Here is a 23,658-nt window from a genome sequence, read left to right as displayed (position 1 = left end):
CCCGGCGGACGTTACGTGGCCGGGGCATCGTGGCGGTGGGCCCAGCGCCGGACCGCCTTTTCTGCTTCGACAATGATCAGCACTGTCGATCCGATGGCCGCGCAAAGGAGCCATTCCCCGGCGCTCAACGCAGTGAGCTCGAGCAGTCCGGCGGTGAGCGGCCAGCTCATGACGGCCCAGTGCAGGCCGAGTGCGGCCACGGAAGTAAAAAGGAGCGGCTTGTTGGCCAGCAGCCTGAGCTGGAAAAGCGACTTGTTCTCGGCCCGGGAACTGAAGACCTGGAAGAAACTGAGCATCACGAACACTGTCAGCGCCAGGGTCCTGGCATGGATTTCGGGGTAACCCGCATGCAGCTCCACGATGAAGCTCAAAAGCACTGCCAGCGCCATCCAGGCACCGGTGATTCCGGCCCGGAACCAGAGGGTGCGTGAAAGGATTCCGTCGGAGGGGGGCCGCGGAGGGCGGCTGAGTTCATCACCTTCCGCCGGTTCGAACGCCAGGGCAATGTCCTGGACCCCGTTGGTCACCACGTTCATCCACAGCATCTGCACGGGAAGGAACAGCAGGGGAGTGCCGGCGAAGACGCTCAACGTCACAGCTACCAACGCTGCGGCCCCGGTGGAGAGCAGGAAATACGTGGTTTTGCGGATGGCGGCGAAAGTGACCCGGCCTTCTTCTACCGCGTGCACAATGGTGACGAAGTTGTCATCGGTCAAAACGACGTCGGCTGCTTCCCGGGCCACGTCCGTGCCGGATTGGCCCATCGCGACGCCAATCGTTGCGGCCCGGAGCGCCGGGGCGTCATTGACGCCGTCGCCGGTGACGGCCACCACGTTGCCGGCGTTCTGGAGGGCGTGGACGATCCTGAGTTTCTCCACCGGGGAGACCCGGGCCGCGACGGAAGTCTGTTGCAGGCGGGCGGCGAGCATGTGATCGTCCAGCTCCGCCATTTCGGAACCGGTCAGGGCAGGTTTGTCCGTCGAGAGCCCGAGCCGCCCGGCGATGGCCGTCGCGGTGACCGGGTGGTCGCCGGTGATCATCATGACTTTGATTCCGGCCAGCCGGCACCGTGCGATCGCGTCAGCCACTCCGGCCCGGGGCGGGTCGGTCATTCCTTCCATGCCAAGGAACATAAGCCCGGACGGGGGCGGCAATACGGCAGGGATTTCCTCGCCGGCGGCCAGGCTGCGGGACCCGGTGGCGATAACGCGCAGGCCATCCCGGCCCATCTCCGCATTGGCCGCATGGATCAATGCCTTGTCCAGCGGGTCCTCGCCGGCCCGGCCGGCCATTGTGCCGGCTGCGTCCATGACCGCTTCCGGGGACCCTTTGACGTACAGCGTCCGCCCGCCTTGGGCGTCGGCGTGGATTGTCTGCGAGTACCGCAGATGCGGTTCATAGGGCTGGTGGCGCAGGGCCTGGGCGGTACGGTCCTGTTCACTGATGGCGCCCCGGGCCACGGCGGTTTTCGCCATGGCAGCATCAACGGCGTCGCCGGAGTACTCCAAGTCCTCGTCCTCGGAGGAGAGCGTTGCCTCGTTGGTCAAGGCACCGGCACGCAGAACAGCCCGGACAAGGGCCGTGTCCGCGCCGCCGTCGTGGTCTCCGGCCGAAATCTCCAGGGGGCCCGCAGTGGTCCAAAGCCTTTCCACCGTCAACCGGTTCTCGGTCAGGGTCCCTGTTTTGTCTGATCCGATGACTGTGGTGGAGCCCAGGGTCTCGACGGCGGGCAGGGTGCGGATGATGGCATTGCGCTTCGCCATCCTTGACACGCCGAGGCTGAGGGCCACGGTGAGCACGATGGGAAGGGACTCCGGGATGGTGGCTACCGCCAGTCCCACGGATATCCGGAACATGGTGGAGACGTCGTTTCCCAGCACCAGCCCGGCGATGAAGATGAAGACAAGTGCCGCAAGGATGATCAGGCCAATTCGTCGTTCCAGGTTCCGGGTGAGCAGCTGCAGCGGTGATTTGCCCGGTGGGCCCTGGACGAGGGCATTGATTTCACCCAGCGCAGTTCCGGCCCCGGTCGCAACAACAATTCCCTTGCCCCTCCCACTGCCCACGAACGTGCCGCTGTAGGCAATATTTGCCCGATCCGCGTCGGAAACATCGGCCGGCAGCTGTTCGGTGCGTTTGGTGGCGGCGAAGGGCTCGCCGGTGAGCATAGACTCGTCCAGCTGCAGGCCGGTGGTTTCGAAGAGCCGGAGATCGGCCGGGACACGTTCACCGCTTTCGAGCAGCACCACATCGCCGGGCACAATCTCAGGCCCGGCAACCACCTGTTCGGTGCCGTCCCGCAAGGCCCTGCATGAGGGCGTGGAGAGCGATTGCAACGCCCGGACGTCAGCCTCAGCCTTGCGCTCCTGGACATACCCGAGGGCGGCATTGATACACAGGATGAGGAAAATCGCGCCGGAATCCACCCAGTGCTGCTGAATGAGGGTGACCACGGCGGCGGTCAACAGGATCCCAATCAACGGGCTGACGAACTGCCGCACCAGCACCCGCCACCAGGGCGTGGCTGCTGCGACGGTCAGTTCGTTGGACCCGGCATCGCCCAGTCGACGGGACGCCTCCGCTGCGGTGAGTCCGGAGGGCCCGGACGTCAGCCTGGCAAAGACGGCTGCCGAGTCCAACGCATGCCACGGCACGGGCTTCGCGTCCTTAGCCGGTGGCACTGGCGGCCGCTACCGCTCGTCGCTGGCGTAAGAAAGCCCGATCTGGCTCCGGACCGCGTCCAGGGCCAGCATGACCTGCACACTCTCGCGGGGCGAAAGGATATCGTTTGCCGTTGCGCCGGCGGCAATGAGCCGCTCGATTTCCCACGCCTGGTACTGCATGCCGCGGCCGGTGACCGGTTCGTCGAACCGCTCGACGACGGTGCCGCCGTCGTCGTACCGGGTGAAGCCGGTGGGGGTGTACCAGACCGGATCGATTTCGATGCGGCCTTCGGTGCCGATGACGGCGGCCCGGTTGGGCCCCGCGGTGTCCAGCGCGCACTGCAGGACGGCCTGCTGGCCATCCGGATAGTCGAAGATCATCGAGCTCTGGCGGTCGACGCCGGTAGCTGTCATGCTGGCGGCTCCCTGGATCCTGGTGGGGTTCCCGAACACATCGAAGGCGAAGGACACCGGGTAAATACCCAGGTCAAGGAGGGCGCCACCGCCGAGGGCGGGATCGTTGAGCCGGTGCTCCGGGTTCTTGGGCAGGTTCTGGTTGTGGTCCGCAATCAGCGTCCGGACGTCGCCGAGGGCCCCTGAACGGATCAACTCACGAATACGGACCATGTGCGGCAGATAGCGCGTCCACATGGCCTCAAGGGCAACCAGTCCGCTCGACTCGGCCAGGTCCACCACGGCCCGGGCCTGCCACGCATTCATGGCAAACGGCTTTTCGACCAGCACGTGCTTTCCGGCGTTGAGGGCCAGCAACGCGTGCTCGTAGTGAAAGGGGTGCGGCGAAGCAATGTACACAACATCGACGTCGGGGTCGTTTACCAGGGCTGCATAGCTGCCATGGGAAGACTGCAGCTGAAATCCAGCGGCAAACTCCCTGGCTCTCGCCGGCTCGCGGGATCCCACCGCCTGCACGCTGAAACCGTGCCCGACCAGATCCGAAGTCTGCAGCCCCGCGATGAATCCGGTGCCCAGGATTCCCCACCGGACAGGTTTGCCGGAGCCGCCCGGGGAGCCGCCGGAGCCTTCAGCGGAGCGGGTTGCGGCGGTGTCTGACATGGCGGTGGATCCCCTCGGGCAGGCGGTCAAGAGGGCGTCGGGTGCGAAGTGGAGCGAAGCTACGCCGTCTGCTTATGCTAGCCCAGTGCGGTCCCCGGAGCGCTGCGAAGACGGGCCGGAAAGCCTTCCACCAGTTGGTGAAGAAGCTTCCCGGCCCGCCGTCGGATTACTTGCAGGTGCAGCGCTGTTCTGCGGCGACGTCGGCCATAACGGAATCGACATGCTCGCCGCAACCGGCCCAGGTGATCTTGCCACAGCTGTTGCAACGGACGGGACTACACATTGGTTTTCTCCTTGGTTGTGGTGGTGAAGCTGATTCGGCTGGGAGCCCTGTCTTGAGGGCGCTAGTGAGTGGTCAGGACGCGGCTGCGGTGGACATCTTGCTGCGGACGTCCTCCATGTCGAGCCCCTTCACGGCGGTGATGAGCTCCTCAAGGCCGGCGGCGTTCATGGCGCCGGGCTGGGAGAAGACCAGGATGCCCTCGCGGAACGCCATCAGGGTGGGGATGGAGGTGATGTTGGCGGCCGCGGAGAGGCCTTGTTCGGCTTCGGTGTCGACTTTGGCGAACACGACGTCGGCGTGCACCTCCGAAGCCTTGCTAAAGGTGGGTGCAAACATCCGGCACGGGCCGCACCATGATGCCCAGAAGTCCACCAGCACAATGTCATTGCCGGAAATGGTGTCGTTGAAGGTCTTTTCGGAGATGTCGAGGGTTGCCATGCCTCAACTGTATACCCCCGGGGGTATAACCGCAACCGCTCCTTTGTTGGGTTCCGGATGTTGTCCGCTCGGGAGGCAGCGCTTGCCTATATACCCCCGGGGGTATCACAATGGAAGAATTAGGCCGTGCCCGGAGCCCGGGAGGCCGGAAGGAAAGCGGTATGAAAAGCATTTCTGTTGATGATCTGGCAGCGCTCGCACCCGAGGTCCCCATTATCGATGTCCGGGAGGCTGAGGAGTATAACGAGGCCAATGTTCCGGGCACCAGGAACCTGCCGCTGTCGCGGCTGAGCCACTCCCTGGGCGACATTCCGATCGGGCGTGCGGTCTACGTTATGTGCGCCTCCGGCGGGCGCAGTGCGCGGGCCACAGCGCACCTGGTGGAGCAGGGCTACGACGCGGTAAACGTCCTGGGCGGCATTACTGAGTGGTACCGCAATGGTCACCCCGTCTCATATGGCCCTGTGTTATATCGCCGCGGAAGTGATTGAGCATGTCCTCGGTAGCCAGCGTTCCGGCGCCAACCCCGGGCAATAATGCCAGCCGGCGCCGGACTGTCAACCGGCTCAAGCGGGCCCACGGGCAGCTCGCAGCCCTGATTGCCGCCGTCGAGTCCGGGCCCGATTGCGGGAGTGTAGTCACCCAGCTCTCGGCTGTCCGCGGCGCCTTGGACAAGGCGGGTTTCGAGCTCATTTCGGCAGCGATGGGCGAGTGTCTCGCCGGGGCGCCGCCTGAACCTGAGGCAACAACTCCCGACGGCGCGGCGGGCCAGCAACTCACACTTGAGGAAATACGAGGATTGTTCCTGCGCCTGGCCTGAGGTGCCGGCGCCTCCCGGGGCGTCGATGCCGAGGGGATCGGCCCGGACATGGGCCTGAAATTTGAAACCACATACCCCGAGGGGTATGTTGTATAGGGCCGGATTCGCCACGTAGCCGTACCAGCATCCCGAAAGGTGCAACCCCATGGACATGACCTCCCAGCAGCTTAGCGACCACCTCCAGAAGGACAGCGACATCCAGATTGTGGATGTTCGCGAGGCCGATGAAGTTGCATCCGGCATGATCGCCGGAGCCAAGCACATCCCACTGGGTGAATTGCCGGCCCGGCTGGGGGAGTTGGACAAATCCCGCCGTGTGGTTGCTGTCTGCCGCAGTGGCCGGCGTAGCGAAGCCGCCGCCGAGCAGTTGGCAGCGGCCGGCTTTACTTCCTTCACAATGACCGGCGGGATGCTGGACTGGACCGCGGCCGGACTCCCCACAGGCTGACCCCTTACGGGTGTGCCGGGGCATCGTTCCCAGTTTTGAGCTGCCAGGCCACCCTCCGCTTCCGCGCCCAACCGCAGGAACCGCCCAAGCCAGACCGAAAGAGATTATGACTATCGCACCCAATACCGCCTCAGCCCGCCCCGCGCCGCAGACCATTGACGCGTCCACCCTGAAGGACTGGGAGGACAACCACGATGACCTGATGGTGATCGATGTTCGCAGCGGCGCCGAGTTTGATTCCTTGCACATCAAGGGCTCTTACCATGTTCCGCTGCCCATGCTCAGTGAACATACTGAAGAGTTTGCCGCCAAGATGGGCACCCGCGTGGTCCTGGTGTGCCAGTCCGGAAGCCGGGCCGAACAGGCCCGAAAGTACCTCGACGCCGTTGGCCTGGGCAGCGCCAGCGTGCTGGCCGGCGGGGTTCCTGCCTTCGCTGCCGCCGGCGGCAACGTAGTCAAGGGCAAAAGCACCTGGGCCATGGAACGCCAGGTCCGGATGACAGCCGGATCCCTGGTCTTGGCCAGTGTGGTGGGCAGCAGGTTCCTCTCGCCGAAACTGGGCCTGCTCGCCGGCGGCATTGGCGCCGGGCTGACGTTCTCGGCTGCGACCAACAGCTGCGCCATGGGCCAGATGCTTTCCAAGATGCCCTGGAACCGTTCGGTCAATGAGCCCACCGCACACCAGGCGCTGCAGAACCTGGGCATCAAGGCGTGATCATCACCGCGGCGGCGTTCGGACTGATCGTCGGCGGCCTGCTGGGCTTGGTTGGCGGCGGCGGGTCCATCCTGGCCGTCCCCGCCCTCGTCTACGGGGTGGGGCTGCCGCTGAGTGCGGCAATCCCGACGTCGCTGGTTGTGGTCGGAGCATCCTCCGCCGTCGCGGTGTTGCCCCGGCTGCGGGGCGGTGTGAACTGGCGGCTGGCTCTTATCATCGGCGCAGCCGGCACGGCTACCGCGTATCTTGGTGCTTTCGTTAACCGGCTCCTCGACCCGAAGGTTTTGCTGCTCGCCTTCGCCGCCATTATGGTCCTCGCCGGGATCCGGATGATGCTTCCGTCCAAGGCGTCCGGCGGTTCCTGCGCCTTGCCCGGCGGAGGCGTCAACTGGCGCAGCTGCCTGCCCAAGGCAATCGCCACCGGTGCCGTCGTGGGGTTCCTGACCGGTCTCCTCGGAGTGGGGGGCGGCTTCCTGATCGTCCCCGCCCTGACCCTTGTCCTGGGCCTGCCGATGGCTGTGACCGTTGGCACCTCACTGGTGATCATCGTGATCAACTCGGTGGCCGGCTTTGCTGCACACCTCGGGGACCTGCAGATCGACTGGGCCGTGACGTCCGCCTTCGCCGGCGCGGCCATGGTCACGTCCCTCCTTGCCGGCAGGCTCGGGACCAGGATCCCGGACAAAGTCCTGAAGCGAAGTTTCGGCGTCCTGGTTCTGCTGGTCGCAAGCTACGTGACGGTGCAGGCGCTGCTCTCCTGAATACGTTCGCACGGCGGAGGTGTGCTGACGGCGTGTGCTGAAGGCGGTGTGCTGAAGGCGTGTGCTGAAGGCGGGACGCAGGATCGAAGATCAGGCCGGACTTAGGATCGATTCGGCCCTATCCGGGGCAGTGTTCTCCGTGCAAGCATGGGGCGGAGCGACGCTACTCGATGAGGGGACTCGATGAAACCCAACGAACTGCTGCTGGACGCCTTCGGCCGGCTCCGTGAAACCGTGGCAGACACCCTTGACGGGTGTGACGGTACGGCCCTCCTCCGTCGGCCAGCGGGCACCGGAAACTCGATGGCTTGGCTGATCTGGCATCTCAGCCGGGTGGAGGACGCGCAACTCGCCGCTGCGGCAGGACTGGAACAGGTCTGGATTGCGGAGGGGTTTGCGGATCGTTTTGATCTGCCCTTGGCTGCCAAAGACACCGGATACCGCCATACTTCGGACCAGGTCGACGCGGTGAAAGCCTCCCCGGAGCTCCTGGCGGAATACTATGAAGCGGTTCACAAGCAGACCGTGCAGTTCCTGGAATCCCTCGGCGACAAGGACTTCGACCGCATTGTCGATACCCGCTGGGACCCGCCCGTCACCCTTGGGGCGCGGCTGGTCAGCACCCTTGCCGATTGCCTCCAGCACGTGGGCCAGGCAGCCTTTGCGAAGGGGCTGAAACCCGCCGTCGAGGTCTAGGCCACTGGCACCGGCTTTCGCTCCCGCCACGACCGACTCGCCCACCTCGCCCACTGAATCTAGAGAATGGAAAAGACATGACCAGTACAGGCCCGTTTGTCATTGTGGTTGGTTTTGACGGCTCAGAGAACTCGGACAGTGCACTGAACTGGGCCGTGGATGAGGCAAAGCGCCGCAATGGCCGGATTCGCCTCATCACCGCCTGGAGCAAGCCCCCGCTCGCCTGGTACCCGGCACTTTTGGAAACGGCCGCCGGCGAAGTTGTGGCAGAGGACTCCCCCCGACGCGCAGCCGAGACGTTGCAGGCTGCTGCCCTGGAGACTGCTGAAAGCCAGGGCGTGGCAGCAAGTGGAGAAGTCGTTCACGGCGATTCGGCGGCGTCTGCATTGCTCGACGCCGCCAAGGCTGCCGACCTCGTTATCGTGGGGGCCCGTGGTCACGGCGGATTCCCCGGGCTGCACCTGGGATCGGTGGCAACACAGATCATCAATCACGCGCCCTGCCCTGTGCTCGTTGTCCGGCCCAAGGAGTCCTGAGCAGCGGGGCCCGTTGGCTCGCCCTGGCGGTCCGGATCATCAACAGCCCAGGGTCTGCGGGAGAATATCCCCATGAGCTATGCGGGTGATGCTATTGACGCGGCCCTCCAGCGCGAGTCCTCGTGGAGCCGAGCCGAGGACGCTGAGGCCAGGCACGGCAGCAATCACCGGTACTACGGTGCATCGGTCGGAGCCGTCCGCGGAACCGTCCGTGACACCCTCCGCCGCCATCCAGGACTGACCCATGATGACATCACCGCCCTGGGCTCCGAGCTGTGGGACGTGCCGGTCTTTGAACGCCGCCTCGCCGCCGTTGTGCTGCTGCAGTCAAAAGTGGGCGTGCTGACCAATACGGACCTGACCCGGATCGAGGGATTTGTGCGGAGTGCCCGGCTGGGCGCCTTGGTTGATCCGCTGGCCATCGACGTCGTTGGTCCCCTGATCGCCGGGCTCGACGTCGTCGGCAGGGTACGCGCCGACAGTGTCCTGGACCGTTGGATTCGGGATCCCGACGGCTGGCTGCGCCGCGCGGCCCTGCTGTCACCGCTGCGCGCACTCCGCACCGGCGCAGGGGACTGGCCCCGGTTCGTGCGTCACGCCCGATCGGCGCTGGCGCGGCCACCCCGAGCGGAGTCGGGGCAGGACGGCGAGAGTGCGGTCACCGACGTCGCGGTGGCCCTGATGCTCGCCGAGATGGAACGGCACCGGCCGGAGCTGGAGTTCTGACCCGGACGTCCCGGCCGGCAAGCTACCCTGAGTGTCCCGGTCGGCGCTCCACAACGGCGTAGGCCTTTTCGTCGAAGAACTCCCAATCCGTGATCACCATAAAGCCGAGCGTATCCACGCGGTCATTCAGGACGCGGACATCGAAGCCGCCGTCGCGGGGCTCGGCGTCCCACGTCGAAACGTGGACTTCCCCGTTTTCCAGGACCAGCAGTTCGGTGTTGACACTGAAGTCCGCCAACGGCTGGTTACTGAGCTGGCAGATTGCCACAGCGGGCCGGGCGACGTGGGGAGTGGTCATTTTCGGGCCTCTGCTTCGGGGGACGGTGTTGGCAACATCCTATGCCTGTGACCGCGTGCGGGAAGGGCCGGCGGGCCCCCGCAGCCCGGTCCGCCGTTACCGCAACGTGACATGTTGTGATCATTCCGTTATCTTTGTTAGGTGCCTGTTGTCTCCGAGACGGGCTCTCCCCAGCCGATTGCCTAACTCTGCCGCGGCGCGGGGATAACTCGCAGCAACGTCCGGCAGAGACGGGGAAACCACTTTTGGCCCGCTGTTCTCCAGGGGTCTTGGGGTGAAGCCGCACGGCCCGACATGATCGGGTCCGCGTGCGGCCGGGTGCCTCCCATCCGAATCCGACAGCTCACCCCGCAGGCATTGGGAGAGGCTCAACTAATGACTTTCAGCAACACTCACGCGCCCAACCGCGACGATCTTCGCAGTACCCGCCGCACCATCGGCCGTCAGGCCGCAGTCTTCGCCGCCGCTTCCGGAATGGTTTTCAGCGGCGCGATGGCCGCCAATGCAGCGGACGTGCCAGCCCAGCGCGACTCCGCACCCGCGAGTTCCGTCGATGTCAAGGGCGCGGTCGCCGCCCCGGTTATGGCGGACTCGGCTGTACAGATCACCTTCGAACGCCCCGTCGTTGAGACTGCCCCGGCGCCCGTGGTCGAGGCACCCCAGCCCGTCGCGGCCCCGGCGGCCCCCGCAGCACCGGCCCGTGCGGCCGCCCCTGCCGCCCCTGCCGCCGCGAAGGCTACTGTCAACGTCCAGGCTGCACCTGCGCCGGCAGCGGCTCCTGTTGCTGCCCCGGCTGCCGGCGGGGTCAATGCCACCCTTCTGGCCGTGGCGTACGGCCAGGTCGGCATCACGCAGGACTGCACCGCGATGGTCGAGAAGGCCCTGAACGCTGCCGGCATCCCGGTTGGTGACATTGGTCCGATGGGCTTTATGAACTACGGGAAGGTAGTCGGCGACCCCCAGCCCGGAGACATCATTGTCCAGTCCGGCCACGTTGCCATCTACGCCGGCAACGGCCAGGCCATCAGCGGCGGCATGAACGGTGTCAACGCCACCATGGCCCACCCGCTGTCCTGGCTGACCGCCACGGGGCCCGTAACGTTCGTCCGCGCCGGCTAGCACAACCGCAGGCACTGTACTGAAGGCCGGTCGATCGGTTGCCTTGGGGGCAGCGGATCACCGGCCTTCGGTCTGCCCGGAGGCAGGCTCCGGGGAATACCGCAGCAACACCACCCCGCTGCCGAACGTACGGCTCTCCAGCAGTCGGAGCGCCGTGATGTCATCGGCCGCCTGAAACAAAGGCTTGCCCCGGCCAAGCAGGACCGGGTGCACATAGATCCGGTACTCATCGATCAGCCCCAGCCGCCTGAAGGCCGCCGCGAGCTCTGCACCGCCCAGCGCAAGGTCGCCATCCGAGTGTTCCCTGAGCCGCCTCACGTCCCCGGGAACGACCTCGCGCACCACCTGCGTATTCCAGCCGGCCTTCGACAAGGTCCTGGAGTAGACGACCTTGGGCATGTCCCGCCAGATCCCGGCGAACTCGATCTCCGGGTCTGTGCTGGACGGGTCCTGGTCGGCCGTGGGCCAGTACTCGGCCATCATCTCGTACGTCACGCGGCCGTCTAGAAACGCTCCCATGCCGCGGAGCTCTTCGTTAAAATGTTGGTGCAGTTCTTCATCGACCCGATGCCAGCTCAGGTCCTGCCCCGGCCCCTCGATGAATCCGTCCAGGGATACCTGAAACATCAGAATGACTTTGTGCATTGCATCACTCCTTCGCTGCCCGGCACCCCGGGAGTTCGAGCGTACGCCGCAGTTCGGCTCTCCGGTAGGGTCAATTCCGGCCGAACCGTTAGAAGCTGGATGAACTGCCGGACCCGGAGAAGCTTCCGCCGCTTGCGCCGTAGCCGGTGGTGCCGCCGCCGCCGCGGGCGCTTCCGACGCTGCTGACACCGGTGTTGAAACCGGAGTTGAAAGTGGGAACGGAGAAGAAGTAGTAGGCCGGGTACACGGTGCCCAGGATGCTGGGCTCGTAGGTACGCCCGTACTTGGCTTTGCTGCCGGCCTGGGCGCTTTCCATTTCCTTGCGCATCAGGTTGGCTTCCTTTTCGTTTTTGGCGTAGCCGGCGATGACGGTATCCGCGTGGTCCCTGAGCAGCTCGGAGAGCTGGGTGCGTGCGTCCCGCAGCCGGTCCAGGGCCGTCTCAGGGCTGATGGTTCCGTCCGCGAGTTCCGCCGTCCACCCTTCGATATCGCGGTGGCTTGTGTCCCGGAACGAACGCAGGGCCGCCGCGGTCGCCGTGTTGCCCCCGGCGTTGCGCTTGCTGAGCATCTGTTCAATTGCCGCGAGGTCGGCGCGGAACGGAGCGAGCTGCCGGTCCCAGGCAGGCGCCCACACGGAGCCACGATTGAGCAGGGCATTGGTGTCGGCGATAACGTCGTCGAGGGCATCCAATTCGGCGGCGGCGTCGGCGTAGCTGCGGATCAGTTTCAGGTTCGGCCGGCGGCTGAGGTCCCTGGCGGACAAGGAATGGACCTGGTTGGAGAGACCGGTGGCCGTGCGGTACTTCGCCATAAAGGTCCGGTGCTTTTCCAGCACTGTACTGCCGTAGCGGGACGCTTCCGGGATGGTGCCGGCGTTCAGTTCGGTGACCTGGAGGTCCATGCTGACGCTGGCGTAGCTCGCGTCGCCGCGAGCCTGTTCCTTGCGGCTGCTGAGCCTGGTCCGCCACCGCACGATCAGCCAGGTCGCGGCGCCGGCCACGGCGGCAGCCGCGGCACCCCAGGCCGCGACGAGGAAGGCTGTGGACCGGTACCAGGGCTGGTTGATCAGTTCGGCGCCGCGCTGGATGCCGGCGATGGTGCCGGTTGTCCACTGGGCATCGCGAAAGAGCTCCTTGGTAGCGTTCTGGATGTCCTCGCGCTGATCCAGCGAGACCTTCCGGTCCTCGCCCATGTACGTGCCAACATGCCGGCCCACCGGGTCCAGGGCGAAGATATAGAGCCCGTTCGCCCATTTTTGCCCGTCCTCGCTGATCCATTCCGGATGTTCGGACCGGGCGAAGCGCAGGACTTCCTCGTTGAGGTTATCCGACGCCGCACCACTGTAGGTGTAGACGGCCACCTTGGTGGGCTGGTAGAAATCAATCTGCCGGATTGCAGGCAGGAGGGTTTTTTGGTCAAGTACCCCCGCCTTGTCCTCCACAACGATGTCGGAAGCGGTAACGGCCTGTGCCGCCGGACCGGTCCCCGCCAGCCCGATCAACACGAGAGCGAGGACAGCACGTATTTTCCGAACGATTCCCATTTCCCGAGCGTAGTGCCTGCTGTCGATGGCGTCGACGGGGTGGGTGGCCTGGCCGGTCTAGCCGCGCGCGCAGTTGACGCCCTTGGTGAAGGGGGTGTGGGACTCTTTGCCCTGGCGGAGACGGTCTTCCCGCCCATTCCCAGCGAGGTCATCCTTCCGCTGGCGGGGTTCCTCACGCGGCAGGGGAGCATAAACATGGCTCTCGTGCTGGGCACCAGTACCCTTGGTGCCTACCTTGGCTCCTTGCTGCTGTATTGGCTGGGGGCGCGGCTGGGGCTGGAGCGGTCCATCCGGTGGTTGTCGAGGGTCCCGCTAATGGACCGGGAAGACTGTGAAAAAGCCGCAGACTGGTTCAGCCGTCATGGAAAGTCCGCGGTTTTTTTCGGCAGGCTGCTGCCGGGCGTTCGAAGCCTGATCTCGTTGCCTGCCGGCGCCGGGCGGATGCACCTCGGCACCTTCAGCGCGTTCACGGTTGCGGGGAGCGGAATCTGGAACGCGCTGCTAATCGGGCTGGGGGCACTGCTCGGGGCGCAGTACCGGCTCATTGACGAGTACTCCCGCCTTTTCAACGTTGCCGCCTACGCTGCCTTGGCTGCCGTCGCCGGCTGGCTTATCCTCAAGGGAATCCGACGGCGAAACAGCAGGTCAGGGCGGGGTCGGGCCTAAAGGCACCATAACGGCGGGCCCGCACCCACGCCATCGGGCAGGCCGGTGAACTCCAGGGCGTGAGCGGACGCCGTGTACTCGTGACGGTCAGGCCGGACGGCACGATCGACGTGATCACGTTGCAGGACTGAGGCCCTGCCCTACTCCAGGCCGAAGGCTGCCTTGTAGCTTCGCACCGCGTTGGAGACGGTGGGGTAGAAGTGTTCCGGGCCAAACCGGCTGCTGGCCCCAAACCGGATCAGCCGGTCCTTGATGGGACCCTTCATCTCGGCGAAGACCAGGCTGATCCCGCCCCTCGCGAGCTCGTCGTCGAGCGCCACAAGGTCATCCAGTGCTGTGGTGTCCAGGCCTGTGATGGCCTCCGACGCGACAATCACCCAGTGCACGGGGTGGGTCGTGCCGGCGACGAGCATCCTGATGTGATCGGTGAAGACGGCCCCATTGGCGAAGAACAGCGGCGCATCGAAGCGGACGATGACCAGGCCGGGGACCCGGTGGCCCTCGGGATGCCGGCTCAGGTCGTGGTAGCCGGGAACGTCCGGCACGCTGCCCAGTTCGGTTCGGTAGGGGTCCAGTGCGCGCAGGACAAAGGCGATCAGGGACAGGCCGATGGCGACAACAATCCCCTCCAGCACCCCCACAAAGGCGACGCCCAGGAACGTGGCAACCAGCAGTGCGGCCTCGGTCCGGCTCATCTTGAGCAACCGCAGCAGCGTTCGGACGTCGAAGATCGACGCCGCGGCGACCACAACCACACCTGCCAGCACGGGTGCGGGCAGGTACGATGTGACGCCGGGCGCCAGGACCATAAACAGCGCCACGAGAACGGCGGCAAAGACTCCGCCCAACGGACTCTTGGCGCCGGCTTCGAGGGCGATGGGCGTCCGCGAGGTGCTGCCGCTGATTGGGAATCCGCCGAAGAGGCCGCTGGCCAGATTCGCCATGCCGAGGGCACCCATTTCCTGGTTCCCGCTGACGTGCGCTCCGCTCCGGGCGGCCAGGCTTTTGGAGAGCACCGAGGTATCGGCAAAGGCAATCAGCGCGATGCCTGCCGCCGGGCCGACCAAGGCCAGCACGTCAGCGAAGCTGACTCCGCCGAGGGCCGGGAGCGGCAAGCCGCGGGGCAGGGCTCCGACGGTGGGGAGCGCCGGCGCCAGGTTCAGTGCCGCGGTCAGCAAGGTGGCCGCCACGACGGCGATCAGCACGCCGGGGAGCTTCCAGGGCAGAACACGGCACACCACGATGACGGCGATGGTGCCCGCGCCGAACAAAAACGCGAGGGGTTGAACGGCGCCCCGTGCCACTTCCGTGAAGGTGCCCGTTGCGATGCCAACAAGCGAGCCGCCGGGGGACGGGAAGCCGAGCAGTTTAGGCAACTGGCTGAGCATAATCGCCACGGCGATTCCGTTAAGGTAGCCAACGCGGATGGGTTTGGACAGCAGGTTGGTGACAAAACCGAGCCTGAGGATCCTGCCCGCCAGGAGCAGCCCGCCGATCATCAGCGCCAGGAGACCGGCCAGGGCTACGGCGTGGTCCGGATCCTCGCCGGCGAGCGGCAGGAGGGCTGCGGCGATCATCGGGGCCAGGCTGGAATCCGGTCCGATAATCAAGACCCTGGACGGTCCGAAGACGGCGTAGACGAGCAGCGGGATGATCGAGGCGTAGAGGCCTGTGACTGCCGGCAGCCCGGCGGCCTGGGCGTAGGCCATTCCGGTGGGGATGAGGAAGGCACTGAGGGCCGCGCCGGCCATCAGATCCGATTTCAGCCAGATTCGCTTATAGTTGCGCACCGTCAGGAGCCCGGGCGGGGCTTTGGGCACCCAAGCTCCCCGCACGGTGCAACTGCCTACGCGGCTGGGGACGAGGAGGTGCCGGTGGCGTCCTGGCCGTACTCCGCCGAGATAAGGATGGGGAGGTGGTCTGAGGCGCCCCGGGGGAGGGTTTCCACGCTTTCGATATTGAGGCCCTGCGAAGTCGCGAAATCAAAGTGTCCCTTGAACACCTTGTAGCGCGTGTAGGTGCGCCGGTCGCTGAGGGTCAGGTCGTAGCCGGCATCCTTCATTTCCTCCGTGAGGTACTTCGTGAAAAACGGGTAGTTGAAGTCGCCCACCATCAGCGACATGAGGCCACCGCCCATGCTCAGCAATTCCGCATGGGCCGCATGGATCTGGTTCCGCCGCAGTGAGTTCGAAGCGGTCAAAGGAGCCGCGTGGAAGGAAGCGATAACGAGGTTGTGATCCGTTTCGTTGTCCACCACCCGGGTACCGATGAGCCGTTCGTGGGCGGGGGACAGGACCCGGTCATGCAGGGACTTCTTCAGCGCGAAAGTCTTCGTCTCATAGGCGCGGAACCGGTCCCTGCGGTAGTAGATCGCCAGGCCCAGCCGGTTGCCTTTGGTGGAGTCGGCAAGGTGCAGATCACCGATCGTGTCCGGGAGATCGTCAGTGTCGCATTCCTGCAGGCACAAGGCATCAATGCCAAAATTGTGCGCCAGATCAACCAGCTCGCCGCTGGCATGGTGCTTACGCAGGTTGTAGCTGATGACTCGAATCAGGGGGCACCTCTTCAGCGGATAGTCGCGGGAATTCACTTCCGAGTCTACCCAGTCGAGTGAATCGGCGGGGACTTAACGCCGCGGTTCCCGGCCGTTCCAGTGGAATCTTTGGGCGGCCCCCGTCGTTGAACCAATGGCGGGCAGCGGGGCGCGCCCGCCTGAACAGGCGTCCGATCCACCAACGGAAGAGAACATCATGGCAAAGGCAATCTGGAACGGCACGGTCATCGCGGAGAGCGAAAATACTGTCATGGTGGAGGGAAACCACTACTTCCCGTTGTCCTCGGTGAACTCCGACTACCTTCAGGAGAGCAACTACAGCACCGTCTGCCCCTGGAAAGGCAAGGCCAGCTATTACAGCCTTGTGGTCGGCGGCCAGCGCAACGATGATTCCGCCTGGTATTACGCCGAGCCAAAGGCGGACGCCCGGCAGATCAAGGACCATGTTGCCTTCTGGCGCGGTGTCCGGGTAGAAGACTGAAACCTGCCCGGTTGAGGGCCCGCCTGCCGGCGCAGCGGAAGCGATAGTGTGTTCTGGGATTACCAGCCACGCGAAAGGGCAGACGTTGACTTTTGAACTACCGGTGCTTGCCGAGGGAAATTTCTACTACGAATCGCTGGGCGGCGGGCGTTTTCGCTCCACCATCCACGCCCAGGGAGCCTGGAATGTACACGAACAGCACATGGCACCCGCCTCGGGCATTATGGCCGACTGCCTGGCACGGCATAACCCGCGCAACGACATGCGGATGGCACGGCTGAGCTATGAGATCCTCGGGCTGATTCCGGGCGGCGAATTCGAGGTTGTCACCACGACCCTGCGGCCGGGCCGGACCATCGAACTGCTGCAGGCCGAACTGGTGGCCGGCGGCCGCACCGCGATCCGGGCCACGGCGTGGCGGATGATCACTTCCGACACTTCAGCCGTCGCGGCCTTTGAGGACCCGAAGATCCCCGCACCGGAGGACTGCGAACCGTACGACGCGGCCACAGTCTGGCCGGGCGGGTACATTGCCTCGCTGCAGATGCGGATCGCGGACGGACACCGGGCCGGTTCGGGCACCGTCTGGCTGCACACGGACCATCCGCTGACGGACACAGCGGACAGCAGTGACCTCGCCCGGCTGATCGGGCTGGTGGACACCGCCAACGGCATTGCCGCCCGCGTTCCACCGGGCACCGGCAGCTACGCCTTTCCCAACCTGGACCTCCAGATCCACATGTACCGGCGCCCCGAAGGGGAGTGGCTGGGACTGGACAACGAAGTCTCGTTCGGTACGGACGGAATTGGCCTGACGTCCACCGTGCTGCACGACCTCAACGGCCCGTTCGGCCGCGCCGAGCAGATCCTGACGCTCCGGAAGTCCTAGCGCGCGGCCGGCCCGTCCGGCGCCATCCGCGCTGGCGCCGGTGGAGCGCCGCCTAGTGGAACACGAGCCAGCCGACGACGGTGGCAAGGCCGGTCAGCACAGCGCCCCAGGCAATGTCCGCCACCACGATGACCAGCGGCCAGTTCTTCAGGGTCGAAGCGTTCGTCAGGTCATAGGTGGCGTAGGCGAAGGTTCCCAGCGCGGCGCCGTAGCCGAGTGCGGTGAGCCAGCTGCCGCCGTCGAGCGCGGGCTGGAGCGCGAAGAAGACGATCCCCGCGATGTACAGCACGTAGAACACAACGGCGTACCCTAGATTGGGTTTATCTGCCATAAGGTGCCCGAGATGGCTTCGATAGAACTTGCTCATCGACTTGAGCCAGATGGAATCGATGACGGCGAATGCGGCGGCCACGACGAGGAATTGCAAGATGAGCATAAGGGAGCATAACAAGATGCCGGAGGCCGCTGGCGCAGCACGGACGCTGACGATTTTCCGGCAGGAAGAATCGCTGGGGGCAGCCGCGGACCTGGACCTCGCCCTGGAGCTGCTCCGGAAGGTCAAAACCGGCGAAGCGGGGGCCATGCTCCGGCTCTACCGCCCGGCGCCCACGGTGGCCTTCGGGCAGCGGGACACCCACCTGCCGGGCTTCGATGCCGCGGCGCTGGCCTGCCGCGAGCTGGGGTTCGAGCCGCTGATCCGCAAGGCAGGCGGACGCGCCGCCGCCTATCACGAGGGCACGCTGGTGATCGATCACCTGGAACCGGCCACAGACGCGATCGCCGGAGCCAAAGGGCGTTTCTCCTTCTTTGGCGAACTGCTTGCGAGCGCCCTGCGGACCGCCGGCGTCGACGCGGCGGTCGGGGAGATTCCCGGTGAATACTGCCCGGGCGAGTTCAGTGTCCACGGGCAGGATCCGCAGGTGCCCCGGCGCCAGCTCAAACTCGTTGGTACCGCGCAGCGCGTGGTGGCCGGTGGCTGGCTGTTCAGCTCGGTTATCGTCGTGCAGAACTCGGTGCCGATCCGCGCCGTGCTGGAGGCAAGCTACGCGGCCCTGGGCCTGGACTGGGACCCTGCCACCGCGGGCGCCGTCAACGACCTTGTCCCGCACCTGGACGTGGATGCCGTCGAGGCGGCAGTGCTCGACACCTACGCCCGCTACGCAGCCCTGGCCTACGGCGACTTCGGCAGCCTGTTCAGCTGACGCGGGCCGGGAGTGAAGCTGCCGGCACCCGCCAGGGGCTGGTCTCCTTGCTGATGAAAGCGGCCAAAATCCGGCAGGACTGGCCCCGAAGGGCGGATCAGCGGCGTGCCGTCCGGCGGTCTGCGACGCGCCGTGCGAGGAAGTCCTCCACTACCGCTGCAAACTCGTCCGGTGTTTCGATCTGGGGCATGTGACCCGTCTTTGGGAAGACGTGGGACTCGGCGCGTGGCAATGCCGCGGTCGCCGCCTTGAGGTGGCTGAAGGGGAGGACGTGGTCGTGGTCGCCCCAGGCCACGAGCATCGGAATGTCCGACTGCGCCAGGGCCGCCATGAGGTCAGCCCGCCATTCTGCCCTGACGCCGGAGACGGTGCCGAGATCGCGGGCGACCTCAAGCAGGGTCCTGCGGTGCGTCGCCCGTCGCGACAGGGCGTAAGCCTGGCCGACCCGGGCATCGGTCACCAGCGCCTTGTTGTAGAAGATCGACTCCACAGTTCGGCGGGAAGCGGCCTCAGCAGGACGCGTGAGCAGAGCCGCGAGGGGCCCGACCGTGAGCAGGCGCAGGACCAGCGCGACCTCCTGGCCGAACCCGGCGCTGTTGGCAAGTACGAGGGCTGAGACGCGGTCCGGATGGTCCGCCGCCAGTTTCATGGCAACGGCGCCGCCAAGCGAGTTGCCGATCACGGGCAGCGGCTCGTGCACCCCGACGGCGTCGAGGAAGGCAGGCAGAGAGCCGGCAAGCTTGGCCAAAGTCGCGGGTCCGGAGAGACGGTCGGAGTAGGCGAAGCCGGGCAGGTCCACGCTGATGAGGGTGTGCCGCGCCGCGAGCCGTTCGTGCTGCTCGTTCCAGTCCTCCAGGCTCTGGCCGATGCCGTGCAGGAGCAGCATGGGATCCCCGCTGCCGGTCTTCCGGTAGCGAAACCGCGCACCGCCGACGTCGACGTGCCCGGTGCCGGGGAGGTCGAGCGGATCCGGGAGCGCCGCCGTCGTCGTCCGTCCGGATCCGCGCACCTGCTGCCCGCGCCGGCCGAAACGAACGTGGTCCGTGACCCGGCCGGCCCTAAGCAGGGCGAAGTCGCGGAAGTAGTTCTGGTGCAGCCGCCAGGGCGACTCTGCCCCCTGCCGGGGGAGCTTGTCGGCGCCGCGCAGGATGTAGCCGGCCTTCAGGTCAATCAGGGACGTCAGCTCAGCGCCCGCGACCTCGACGGGTGCTTTGGGTGCCACCCACTGCAGGTTCCGGCGGTCGAGGTGCTTGAGCAGCCTGCAGATGTATCCCGCGACCAGATCGGCTTTGAGCGTCCATGATGCGTTGGTGTAGCCGATAGTGAGCGCAAAGTTGGGCACGCCGTCGAGCATCATGCCTTTGTAGGTCAAAGTTCGGCCCACGTCCACCGGCTCGCCGTCGACGGTGAGGGTCATCCCGCCAATCACAAGCAGGTTCAGTCCTGTTGCCGTGACAATCACGTCCGCCGGGATTGACCTGCCCGAGGCCAGATCAATTCCGTCCGGAGTGATCCGCGAGATCTCGTCGGTCACGATGTCGGCGGTACCGGCGCTGATCGCCCGGTAAAGGTCCCCATTCGGGATGGCGCAGACCCGCTGGTCCCAGGGCTGATACGACGGGGCCAGATGCGTGTCGACGGCGAATCCGGCCGGCAGCTTGGCGACTGCCGATTTGCGTAGAATCGCCTTCATTGTTTCCGGCCGCCGCCGGCTCAACTGGTACGTGAACATCGAAAAGAGGATGTTCTTGGCCCGGACGACGTCGTAAGCCAGTTGAGCGGGCAGCTTTCCGCGGAGGCGGTCGGCCAGGTGGTCCCGGGACGGGACGGGCGCGATGTACGTGGGGGAGCGCTGCAGCATCGTGACCTTGGCGGCAGACTTCGCCATCGACGGCACGAGCGTCACTGCGGTGGCCCCGCTGCCGATGATCACCACCTGCTTGCCCTCGTAATCGAGGTCGGCCGGCCAGTGCTGCGGGTGCACCATCGAGCCGGCGAACGTGTCGGCACCTTCGATGGCCGGGGTGAAGCCTTCGTCATAACGGTAGTAGCCCGAGCAGACGGACAGGAAGGAGCAGGTGAACGTCACTTCCTCGGCGGTCGACGACGGATCGCCCTGCCGGTATTCGCCGCCGGAGGTCGGGACTGCCGTCACGGTCCACAGCGCGGTTTCGCTGGACCACTCGGCCGAGACGGCACGGTAATTCAGCCGGATCCGCGATTCGAGACCCTCGTCCGCAACCGTCGCTTCGATGTACTCGCGGATCGAGTCGCCGTCGGCGATCGCCTTGGCACCTTCCCAGGGCCGGAACGAGTAGCCGAGGGTATACATGTCGCTGTCGGAGCGGATGCCCGGGTACCTGAAGAGATCCCAGGTGCCGCCCACGGCGCTGCGTGACTCCAGGATTGCGAAGGTCTTCCCGGGTGCCTCGCGTTTCAACCGGCTGGCGAAACCTATGCCGCTCAGCCCGGCTCCAACAATCAAAACATCCACGTGTTCACTCATGTCGCCAAGTTATCGACTTAGCGTTGACAGAGTCAACACCGCGTCGAAAAATTGGATTAGGATGGGCGGCATGGTTCAACGAGGACGACGTACCGCGAGGGTCTCGGGGGATGAACGCCAGGATGCAATCCTTGCTGCCGCCGAGGCGCTCCTTGCCGGGCGGGCCTTCGACGACATTTCGATCGAGGAGCTTGCCCGCGGCGCCGGCATCTCGCGCCCCACCTTCTACTTCTACTTTTCATCCAAAGACGAAGTGCTGCTGGCGCTTCTGGACCGCGTGATCACCGAGGTGGAACACCGGGTCGGTGACTTGCCGCGGGATTTCGAAAGCGATCCCGCGGCAGCGTGGACCCGTTCCATCGGCATGTTCGTGGCGGTGTTCGCGTCCCACCGCGGCGTCGCCACCGCGGCGATCACGGCCCGTTCCCGCAACGATGAGGTCCGCAAGCTCTGGTCCAAGTCGATGCAGTCCTGGGCCGACTTCTCGACCGATGTGATCACCTCAGAGCAAGCCCGGGGGGCCGCGCCGCGGGGTATCGATGCCCACGACCTCGCCGTGAGCCTCAACCTGATGAACGAGCGGGTGATCACCGCGGTGCTCAACCAGGAGAGCCCCGCCATCGCCGAGTCACGCGCATTGGACGTGTTAGCAACCATCTGGATCCGCAGTATCTACGGGTCCGTCAACCCCGGCCGCCCCTAGCGCCCGGCTCGAAAGGAAAAACTCGAATGCCCGACATCAAAACGCTGACCGTGCTCGGTACCGGAGTGCTCGGATCGCAGATCGCCTACCAGGCCGCCTTCCACGGATTCGAGGTCACGGCCTATGACATCGACGACGCGGCTCTCGAAAAGGCCCGGGCCCGCTTCGATCACCTCGCCGGTATCTACCGGGAACAAACGGTTGCCGGCGCCGTGGCGGGAAAGGCTGAGGCAGCTCTTGGCAACCTCCACCTCACCGCTGACCTCGGGGCCGCCGTCGCGAACGCTGACCTCGTGATAGAAGCGGTACCGGAAATGCTTGAGCTCAAGCGGAACCTTTACCGCAAGCTCGCGGATCTTGCTCCCGCCAAGACCATCTTCGCCACCAACTCCTCAACCCTGCTGCCCAGCGACCTCAAGGATTCCACCGGCCGCCCCGACCGCTTCCTTGCCATCCACTACGCCAACAACATCTGGACGCAGAACATTGCCGAGGTGATGGGCACCGCCGACACGGACCCGGCGGTGTTCGACGCCGTCGTTGGCTTCGCCCGAAACAGCGGACTGGAGCCGATCGAGATCAAGAAGGAGAAAGCGGGGTACGTCCTGAACTCGCTGCTGGTCCCGCTCCTGAATGCGGCCGCCGGCTTGCTGCTCCAGGGCGTCGCCAGCCCCGAAACGATTGACAAAACCTGGCGCATTGCTACCGGAGCACCGAGCGGCCCGTTCCAGATCTACGACGTTGTGGGCCTGGGAACCGCGTACAACATCGCCTCGTCCTCAGCCGACGCCGGGTCGCAGGCGTTCGCCCGGTACCTGAAGGAGAGCTACATCGACAAGGGCAAGCTTGGCGTCGCGACAGGCGAAGGCTTCTACAAATACTGAGTCCGCCGGCGGCTCAACCGCTTAGTCCGGGTCGACGTCCTGGACCGTTCGGGACAGCAAGCAGAACTCGTTGCCCTCGGGATCAGCCAGTACCACCCAACTGGCATTCGGGCCTTGGCCCACATTTGTGCGCTGCGCGCCGAGGGCGAGCAGTCGCTCCAGTTCCTCGGCAGTGGAGAGGCCGTCGGCCCGCAGGTCGAAGTGCAGCCGGTTCTTGATGGTCTTGCCTTCGGGCACCGCAATTACATCGATGGAGGGCCGGGTTTTATCCTGCGGCGCAATGCTGATGACGTCGCTGTCCGCTTCAACAACGTGCCAGCCCAGGACGGCGCACCAGAAATCGGCGACCACTTTTGGCCTGATCGCGTCGATGGCAACAGCAGCTAATTGACTGGGCATGGCCCCACGATAGCCCAAGAGAGATCCAGGGGCACCGCACCATCGGGACCTACTCCGTGCTGCGTTCGCGAAGTACAAGCACCGGGCAATGCGCATGATGAACCGCAGCTGCCGACACGGACCCGAGCATCATGCCGGTGAATCCTCCGTGTCCTCGTGAACCGACGACCACCAGGTCGGCCGCCCGGGAGGCTTCCACGAGCGCTGAGCCGGGATTAGCCTGCACTGCGCGTCCGGTGATGTTCACTCCCTGGTCCGTGACGCGGGCCAGCTCTGCCTTGAGGATGGCCTCGGCATCTGACTGGAAGACGTCGTAGTCCCAGACCTGGCCCAGGGCATCGCCGACATAGGGGAAGTTCCACGCCGCAAGCGCCAGCACCTGGCCGTTGCGGAGCTTGGCTTCTACGATTGCCCAGTCCATGGCGGCCTTGGACTGCGGCGAACCGTCCACCCCCACCACAATCCTGAAACTCCCGCTATCGTCCATGAGTCCTCCACTTCGCTTAGCAATGGGTCCTGGCTTTATAGTGAGGCCATCTTGGCACTCCGGGAGATTCTCCGGGAGTGCCATTAGCCCCGCGCCGCGGCCCCGGTGGGCGGCCACCTTGA

General features: G+C 65.4%; 28 protein-coding genes and 1 riboswitch. Of the genes, 15 read left to right on the top strand and 13 right to left on the bottom strand.

The window, feature by feature from the left end; genetic code table 11:
* Window positions 1–11 precede the first annotated feature (11 nt).
* The 4 genes from ABIB49_RS03290 to trxA form a co-directional block, all read right to left on the bottom strand.
* Window positions 12–2,654, bottom strand: coding sequence for a cation-translocating P-type ATPase (locus tag ABIB49_RS03290; protein ID WP_282360221.1), 2,643 nt, complete (start codon window positions 2,652–2,654; stop codon window positions 12–14).
* 36 nt (window positions 2,655–2,690) lie between these two features.
* Window positions 2,691–3,737: a Gfo/Idh/MocA family protein gene (locus ABIB49_RS03285; protein WP_226774517.1), complete on the bottom strand. Its 1,047-nt coding sequence runs from the start codon at window positions 3,735–3,737 to the stop codon at window positions 2,691–2,693.
* A gap of 166 nt (window positions 3,738–3,903) precedes the next feature.
* Window positions 3,904–4,020 (bottom strand): DUF8730 family Cys-rich protein, encoded by a 117-nt coding sequence (locus tag ABIB49_RS19280; RefSeq protein ID WP_502913746.1) that lies wholly within the window; start codon window positions 4,018–4,020, stop codon window positions 3,904–3,906.
* A 72-nt stretch (window positions 4,021–4,092) separates the two neighbouring features.
* Entirely contained in the window at window positions 4,093–4,458 is a 366-nt protein-coding gene (gene trxA / locus ABIB49_RS03280) for a thioredoxin (RefSeq protein ID WP_354156680.1), read from the bottom strand.
* Window positions 4,459–4,619: 161 nt separating this feature from the next.
* On the opposite strand from trxA, the gene ABIB49_RS03275 reads away from it, so the two are divergent.
* The 8 genes from ABIB49_RS03275 (at window position 4,620) to ABIB49_RS03240 (ending at window position 9,160) form a co-directional block, all read left to right on the top strand.
* On the top strand, window positions 4,620–4,949 hold the full coding sequence (locus ABIB49_RS03275; RefSeq protein ID WP_282360220.1) for a rhodanese-like domain-containing protein: 330 nt from the start codon (window positions 4,620–4,622) through the stop codon (window positions 4,947–4,949).
* Between the two features lie 2 nt (window positions 4,950–4,951).
* On the top strand, window positions 4,952–5,278 hold the full coding sequence (locus ABIB49_RS03270; protein ID WP_354156679.1) for a metal-sensitive transcriptional regulator: 327 nt from the start codon (window positions 4,952–4,954) through the stop codon (window positions 5,276–5,278).
* A 145-nt stretch (window positions 5,279–5,423) separates the two neighbouring features.
* Window positions 5,424–5,726: a rhodanese-like domain-containing protein gene (locus ABIB49_RS03265; RefSeq protein WP_226774513.1), complete on the top strand. Its 303-nt coding sequence runs from the start codon at window positions 5,424–5,426 to the stop codon at window positions 5,724–5,726.
* 106 nt (window positions 5,727–5,832) lie between these two features.
* Window positions 5,833–6,441 carry a rhodanese-like domain-containing protein gene (locus tag ABIB49_RS03260; protein WP_253032631.1) on the top strand — a complete coding sequence of 203 codons (609 nt, stop codon included), beginning with the start codon at window positions 5,833–5,835 and terminating at the stop codon, window positions 6,439–6,441.
* Window positions 6,441–7,202 (top strand): sulfite exporter TauE/SafE family protein, encoded by a 762-nt coding sequence (locus ABIB49_RS03255; protein WP_396021264.1) that lies wholly within the window; start codon window positions 6,441–6,443, stop codon window positions 7,200–7,202. Before ABIB49_RS03260 ends, ABIB49_RS03255 begins: the two co-directional genes overlap by 1 nt.
* Window positions 7,203–7,385: 183 nt before the next feature.
* Window positions 7,386–7,898 carry a mycothiol transferase gene (locus ABIB49_RS03250; protein ID WP_354156678.1) on the top strand — a complete coding sequence of 171 codons (513 nt, stop codon included), beginning with the start codon at window positions 7,386–7,388 and terminating at the stop codon, window positions 7,896–7,898.
* Window positions 7,899–7,975: 77 nt separating this feature from the next.
* On the top strand, window positions 7,976–8,434 hold the full coding sequence (locus ABIB49_RS03245; protein ID WP_226774509.1) for a universal stress protein: 459 nt from the start codon (window positions 7,976–7,978) through the stop codon (window positions 8,432–8,434).
* A gap of 72 nt (window positions 8,435–8,506) precedes the next feature.
* A complete protein-coding gene (locus ABIB49_RS03240; RefSeq protein ID WP_226774508.1) occupies window positions 8,507–9,160 on the top strand; it encodes a DNA alkylation repair protein in 654 nt (217 codons plus the stop codon).
* 22 nt (window positions 9,161–9,182) lie between these two features.
* On the opposite strand, the gene ABIB49_RS03235 is transcribed toward ABIB49_RS03240, so the two are convergent.
* Window positions 9,183–9,458: a hypothetical protein gene (locus ABIB49_RS03235; RefSeq protein ID WP_283479545.1), complete on the bottom strand. Its 276-nt coding sequence runs from the start codon at window positions 9,456–9,458 to the stop codon at window positions 9,183–9,185.
* A gap of 203 nt (window positions 9,459–9,661) precedes the next feature.
* A riboswitch (cyclic di-AMP (ydaO/yuaA leader) is annotated at window positions 9,662–9,829 on the top strand.
* Between the two features lie 4 nt (window positions 9,830–9,833).
* Here ABIB49_RS03235 and ABIB49_RS03230 point away from each other — a divergent pair.
* Window positions 9,834–10,577, top strand: coding sequence for an NlpC/P60 family protein (locus tag ABIB49_RS03230; protein WP_354156677.1), 744 nt, complete (start codon window positions 9,834–9,836; stop codon window positions 10,575–10,577).
* A 57-nt stretch (window positions 10,578–10,634) separates the two neighbouring features.
* On the opposite strand, the gene ABIB49_RS03225 is transcribed toward ABIB49_RS03230, so the two are convergent.
* Window positions 10,635–11,222 (bottom strand): dihydrofolate reductase family protein, encoded by a 588-nt coding sequence (locus ABIB49_RS03225; protein ID WP_354156676.1) that lies wholly within the window; start codon window positions 11,220–11,222, stop codon window positions 10,635–10,637.
* 88 nt (window positions 11,223–11,310) lie between these two features.
* On the bottom strand, window positions 11,311–12,765 hold the full coding sequence (locus tag ABIB49_RS03220) for a DUF5129 domain-containing protein (protein ID WP_354156675.1): 1,455 nt from the start codon (window positions 12,763–12,765) through the stop codon (window positions 11,311–11,313).
* Between the two features lie 12 nt (window positions 12,766–12,777).
* Between ABIB49_RS03220 and ABIB49_RS03215 the strand changes: the two genes are divergently transcribed.
* A complete protein-coding gene (locus ABIB49_RS03215) occupies window positions 12,778–13,431 on the top strand; it encodes a DedA family protein (protein WP_354156674.1) in 654 nt (217 codons plus the stop codon).
* A 140-nt stretch (window positions 13,432–13,571) separates the two neighbouring features.
* Here ABIB49_RS03215 and ABIB49_RS03210 read toward each other — a convergent pair whose 3' ends face one another.
* The gene (locus ABIB49_RS03210; RefSeq protein ID WP_226775068.1) at window positions 13,572–15,251 is read right to left on the bottom strand and encodes a SulP family inorganic anion transporter; all 1,680 of its coding nucleotides are present in this window, start codon (window positions 15,249–15,251) and stop codon (window positions 13,572–13,574) included.
* A 26-nt stretch (window positions 15,252–15,277) separates the two neighbouring features.
* Complete coding sequence (locus ABIB49_RS03205) at window positions 15,278–15,982, bottom strand: endonuclease/exonuclease/phosphatase family protein (RefSeq protein WP_226775183.1); 705 nt, start codon at window positions 15,980–15,982, stop codon at window positions 15,278–15,280.
* Between the two features lie 199 nt (window positions 15,983–16,181).
* Here ABIB49_RS03205 and ABIB49_RS03200 point away from each other — a divergent pair, with 199 nt between their 5' ends.
* Complete coding sequence (locus ABIB49_RS03200) at window positions 16,182–16,466, top strand: DUF427 domain-containing protein (protein WP_253032642.1); 285 nt, start codon at window positions 16,182–16,184, stop codon at window positions 16,464–16,466.
* Between the two features lie 85 nt (window positions 16,467–16,551).
* Entirely contained in the window at window positions 16,552–17,355 is an 804-nt protein-coding gene (locus ABIB49_RS03195; RefSeq protein ID WP_226775070.1) for a thioesterase family protein, read from the top strand.
* A gap of 52 nt (window positions 17,356–17,407) precedes the next feature.
* Here the strand turns inward: ABIB49_RS03195 and ABIB49_RS03190 are convergent, their stop codons facing one another.
* Window positions 17,408–17,791: a DUF2177 family protein gene (locus ABIB49_RS03190; protein WP_226775071.1), complete on the bottom strand. Its 384-nt coding sequence runs from the start codon at window positions 17,789–17,791 to the stop codon at window positions 17,408–17,410.
* Between ABIB49_RS03190 and ABIB49_RS03185 the strand changes: the two genes are divergently transcribed.
* Complete coding sequence (locus tag ABIB49_RS03185; protein WP_396021282.1) at window positions 17,784–18,557, top strand: lipoate--protein ligase family protein; 774 nt, start codon at window positions 17,784–17,786, stop codon at window positions 18,555–18,557. The genes ABIB49_RS03190 and ABIB49_RS03185 overlap by 8 nt on opposite strands.
* Before the next feature lie 97 nt (window positions 18,558–18,654).
* On the opposite strand, the gene ABIB49_RS03180 is transcribed toward ABIB49_RS03185, so the two are convergent.
* Window positions 18,655–21,063 carry an alpha/beta fold hydrolase gene (locus ABIB49_RS03180; RefSeq protein ID WP_354156673.1) on the bottom strand — a complete coding sequence of 803 codons (2,409 nt, stop codon included), beginning with the start codon at window positions 21,061–21,063 and terminating at the stop codon, window positions 18,655–18,657.
* A 70-nt stretch (window positions 21,064–21,133) separates the two neighbouring features.
* Here ABIB49_RS03180 and ABIB49_RS03175 point away from each other — a divergent pair, with 70 nt between their 5' ends.
* Together ABIB49_RS03175 and ABIB49_RS03170 are read left to right on the top strand one after the other, a co-directional pair.
* The gene (locus tag ABIB49_RS03175) at window positions 21,134–21,766 is read left to right on the top strand and encodes a TetR/AcrR family transcriptional regulator (RefSeq protein WP_226775073.1); all 633 of its coding nucleotides are present in this window, start codon (window positions 21,134–21,136) and stop codon (window positions 21,764–21,766) included.
* A gap of 26 nt (window positions 21,767–21,792) precedes the next feature.
* Complete coding sequence (locus ABIB49_RS03170) at window positions 21,793–22,650, top strand: 3-hydroxyacyl-CoA dehydrogenase (RefSeq protein ID WP_226775074.1); 858 nt, start codon at window positions 21,793–21,795, stop codon at window positions 22,648–22,650.
* Window positions 22,651–22,671: 21 nt separating this feature from the next.
* Here the strand turns inward: ABIB49_RS03170 and ABIB49_RS03165 are convergent, their stop codons facing one another.
* Window positions 22,672–23,049: a VOC family protein gene (locus ABIB49_RS03165; protein WP_226775075.1), complete on the bottom strand. Its 378-nt coding sequence runs from the start codon at window positions 23,047–23,049 to the stop codon at window positions 22,672–22,674.
* 49 nt (window positions 23,050–23,098) lie between these two features.
* Window positions 23,099–23,536: a universal stress protein gene (locus tag ABIB49_RS03160; RefSeq protein WP_226775076.1), complete on the bottom strand. Its 438-nt coding sequence runs from the start codon at window positions 23,534–23,536 to the stop codon at window positions 23,099–23,101.
* Between the last annotated feature and the right edge of the window lie 122 nt (window positions 23,537–23,658).

It is taken from the genome of Arthrobacter sp. UYCu512 (assembly GCF_040547075.1).
Classification (GTDB): Bacteria; Actinomycetota; Actinomycetes; order Actinomycetales; family Micrococcaceae; genus Arthrobacter.
This window is presented reverse-complemented; position numbering and strand designations above follow the sequence as displayed.

Excerpts from the sequence above, each read along its gene's own strand:
- ABIB49_RS19280 (WP_502913746.1), bottom strand. The coding sequence starts at position 4,020 with ATGTGTAGTCCCGTCCGTTGCAACAGCTGTGGCAAGATCACCTGGGCC.
- ABIB49_RS03245 (WP_226774509.1), top strand. The coding sequence starts at position 7,976 with ATGACCAGTACAGGCCCGTTTGTCATTGTGGTTGGTTTTGACGGCTCA.
- ABIB49_RS03285 (WP_226774517.1), bottom strand. The coding sequence starts at position 3,737 with ATGTCAGACACCGCCGCAACCCGCTCCGCTGAAGGCTCCGGCGGCTCC.
- ABIB49_RS03225 (WP_354156676.1), bottom strand. The coding sequence starts at position 11,222 with ATGCACAAAGTCATTCTGATGTTTCAGGTATCCCTGGACGGATTCATC.
- ABIB49_RS03275 (WP_282360220.1), top strand. The coding sequence starts at position 4,620 with ATGAAAAGCATTTCTGTTGATGATCTGGCAGCGCTCGCACCCGAGGTC.
- ABIB49_RS03270 (WP_354156679.1), top strand. The coding sequence starts at position 4,952 with ATGTCCTCGGTAGCCAGCGTTCCGGCGCCAACCCCGGGCAATAATGCC.
- ABIB49_RS03265 (WP_226774513.1), top strand. The coding sequence starts at position 5,424 with ATGGACATGACCTCCCAGCAGCTTAGCGACCACCTCCAGAAGGACAGC.
- ABIB49_RS03190 (WP_226775071.1), bottom strand. The coding sequence starts at position 17,791 with ATGCTCATCTTGCAATTCCTCGTCGTGGCCGCCGCATTCGCCGTCATC.
- ABIB49_RS03180 (WP_354156673.1), bottom strand. The coding sequence starts at position 21,063 with ATGAGTGAACACGTGGATGTTTTGATTGTTGGAGCCGGGCTGAGCGGC.
- ABIB49_RS03200 (WP_253032642.1), top strand. The coding sequence starts at position 16,182 with ATGGCAAAGGCAATCTGGAACGGCACGGTCATCGCGGAGAGCGAAAAT.
- ABIB49_RS03160 (WP_226775076.1), bottom strand. The coding sequence starts at position 23,536 with ATGGACGATAGCGGGAGTTTCAGGATTGTGGTGGGGGTGGACGGTTCG.
- ABIB49_RS03165 (WP_226775075.1), bottom strand. The coding sequence starts at position 23,049 with ATGCCCAGTCAATTAGCTGCTGTTGCCATCGACGCGATCAGGCCAAAA.
- ABIB49_RS03175 (WP_226775073.1), top strand. The coding sequence starts at position 21,134 with ATGGTTCAACGAGGACGACGTACCGCGAGGGTCTCGGGGGATGAACGC.
- ABIB49_RS03240 (WP_226774508.1), top strand. The coding sequence starts at position 8,507 with ATGAGCTATGCGGGTGATGCTATTGACGCGGCCCTCCAGCGCGAGTCC.
- ABIB49_RS03260 (WP_253032631.1), top strand. The coding sequence starts at position 5,833 with ATGACTATCGCACCCAATACCGCCTCAGCCCGCCCCGCGCCGCAGACC.
- ABIB49_RS03185 (WP_396021282.1), top strand. The coding sequence starts at position 17,784 with ATGAGCATAAGGGAGCATAACAAGATGCCGGAGGCCGCTGGCGCAGCA.
- ABIB49_RS03220 (WP_354156675.1), bottom strand. The coding sequence starts at position 12,765 with ATGGGAATCGTTCGGAAAATACGTGCTGTCCTCGCTCTCGTGTTGATC.
- ABIB49_RS03250 (WP_354156678.1), top strand. The coding sequence starts at position 7,386 with ATGAAACCCAACGAACTGCTGCTGGACGCCTTCGGCCGGCTCCGTGAA.
- trxA (WP_354156680.1), bottom strand. The coding sequence starts at position 4,458 with ATGGCAACCCTCGACATCTCCGAAAAGACCTTCAACGACACCATTTCC.
- ABIB49_RS03230 (WP_354156677.1), top strand. The coding sequence starts at position 9,834 with ATGACTTTCAGCAACACTCACGCGCCCAACCGCGACGATCTTCGCAGT.
- ABIB49_RS03235 (WP_283479545.1), bottom strand. The coding sequence starts at position 9,458 with ATGACCACTCCCCACGTCGCCCGGCCCGCTGTGGCAATCTGCCAGCTC.
- ABIB49_RS03170 (WP_226775074.1), top strand. The coding sequence starts at position 21,793 with ATGCCCGACATCAAAACGCTGACCGTGCTCGGTACCGGAGTGCTCGGA.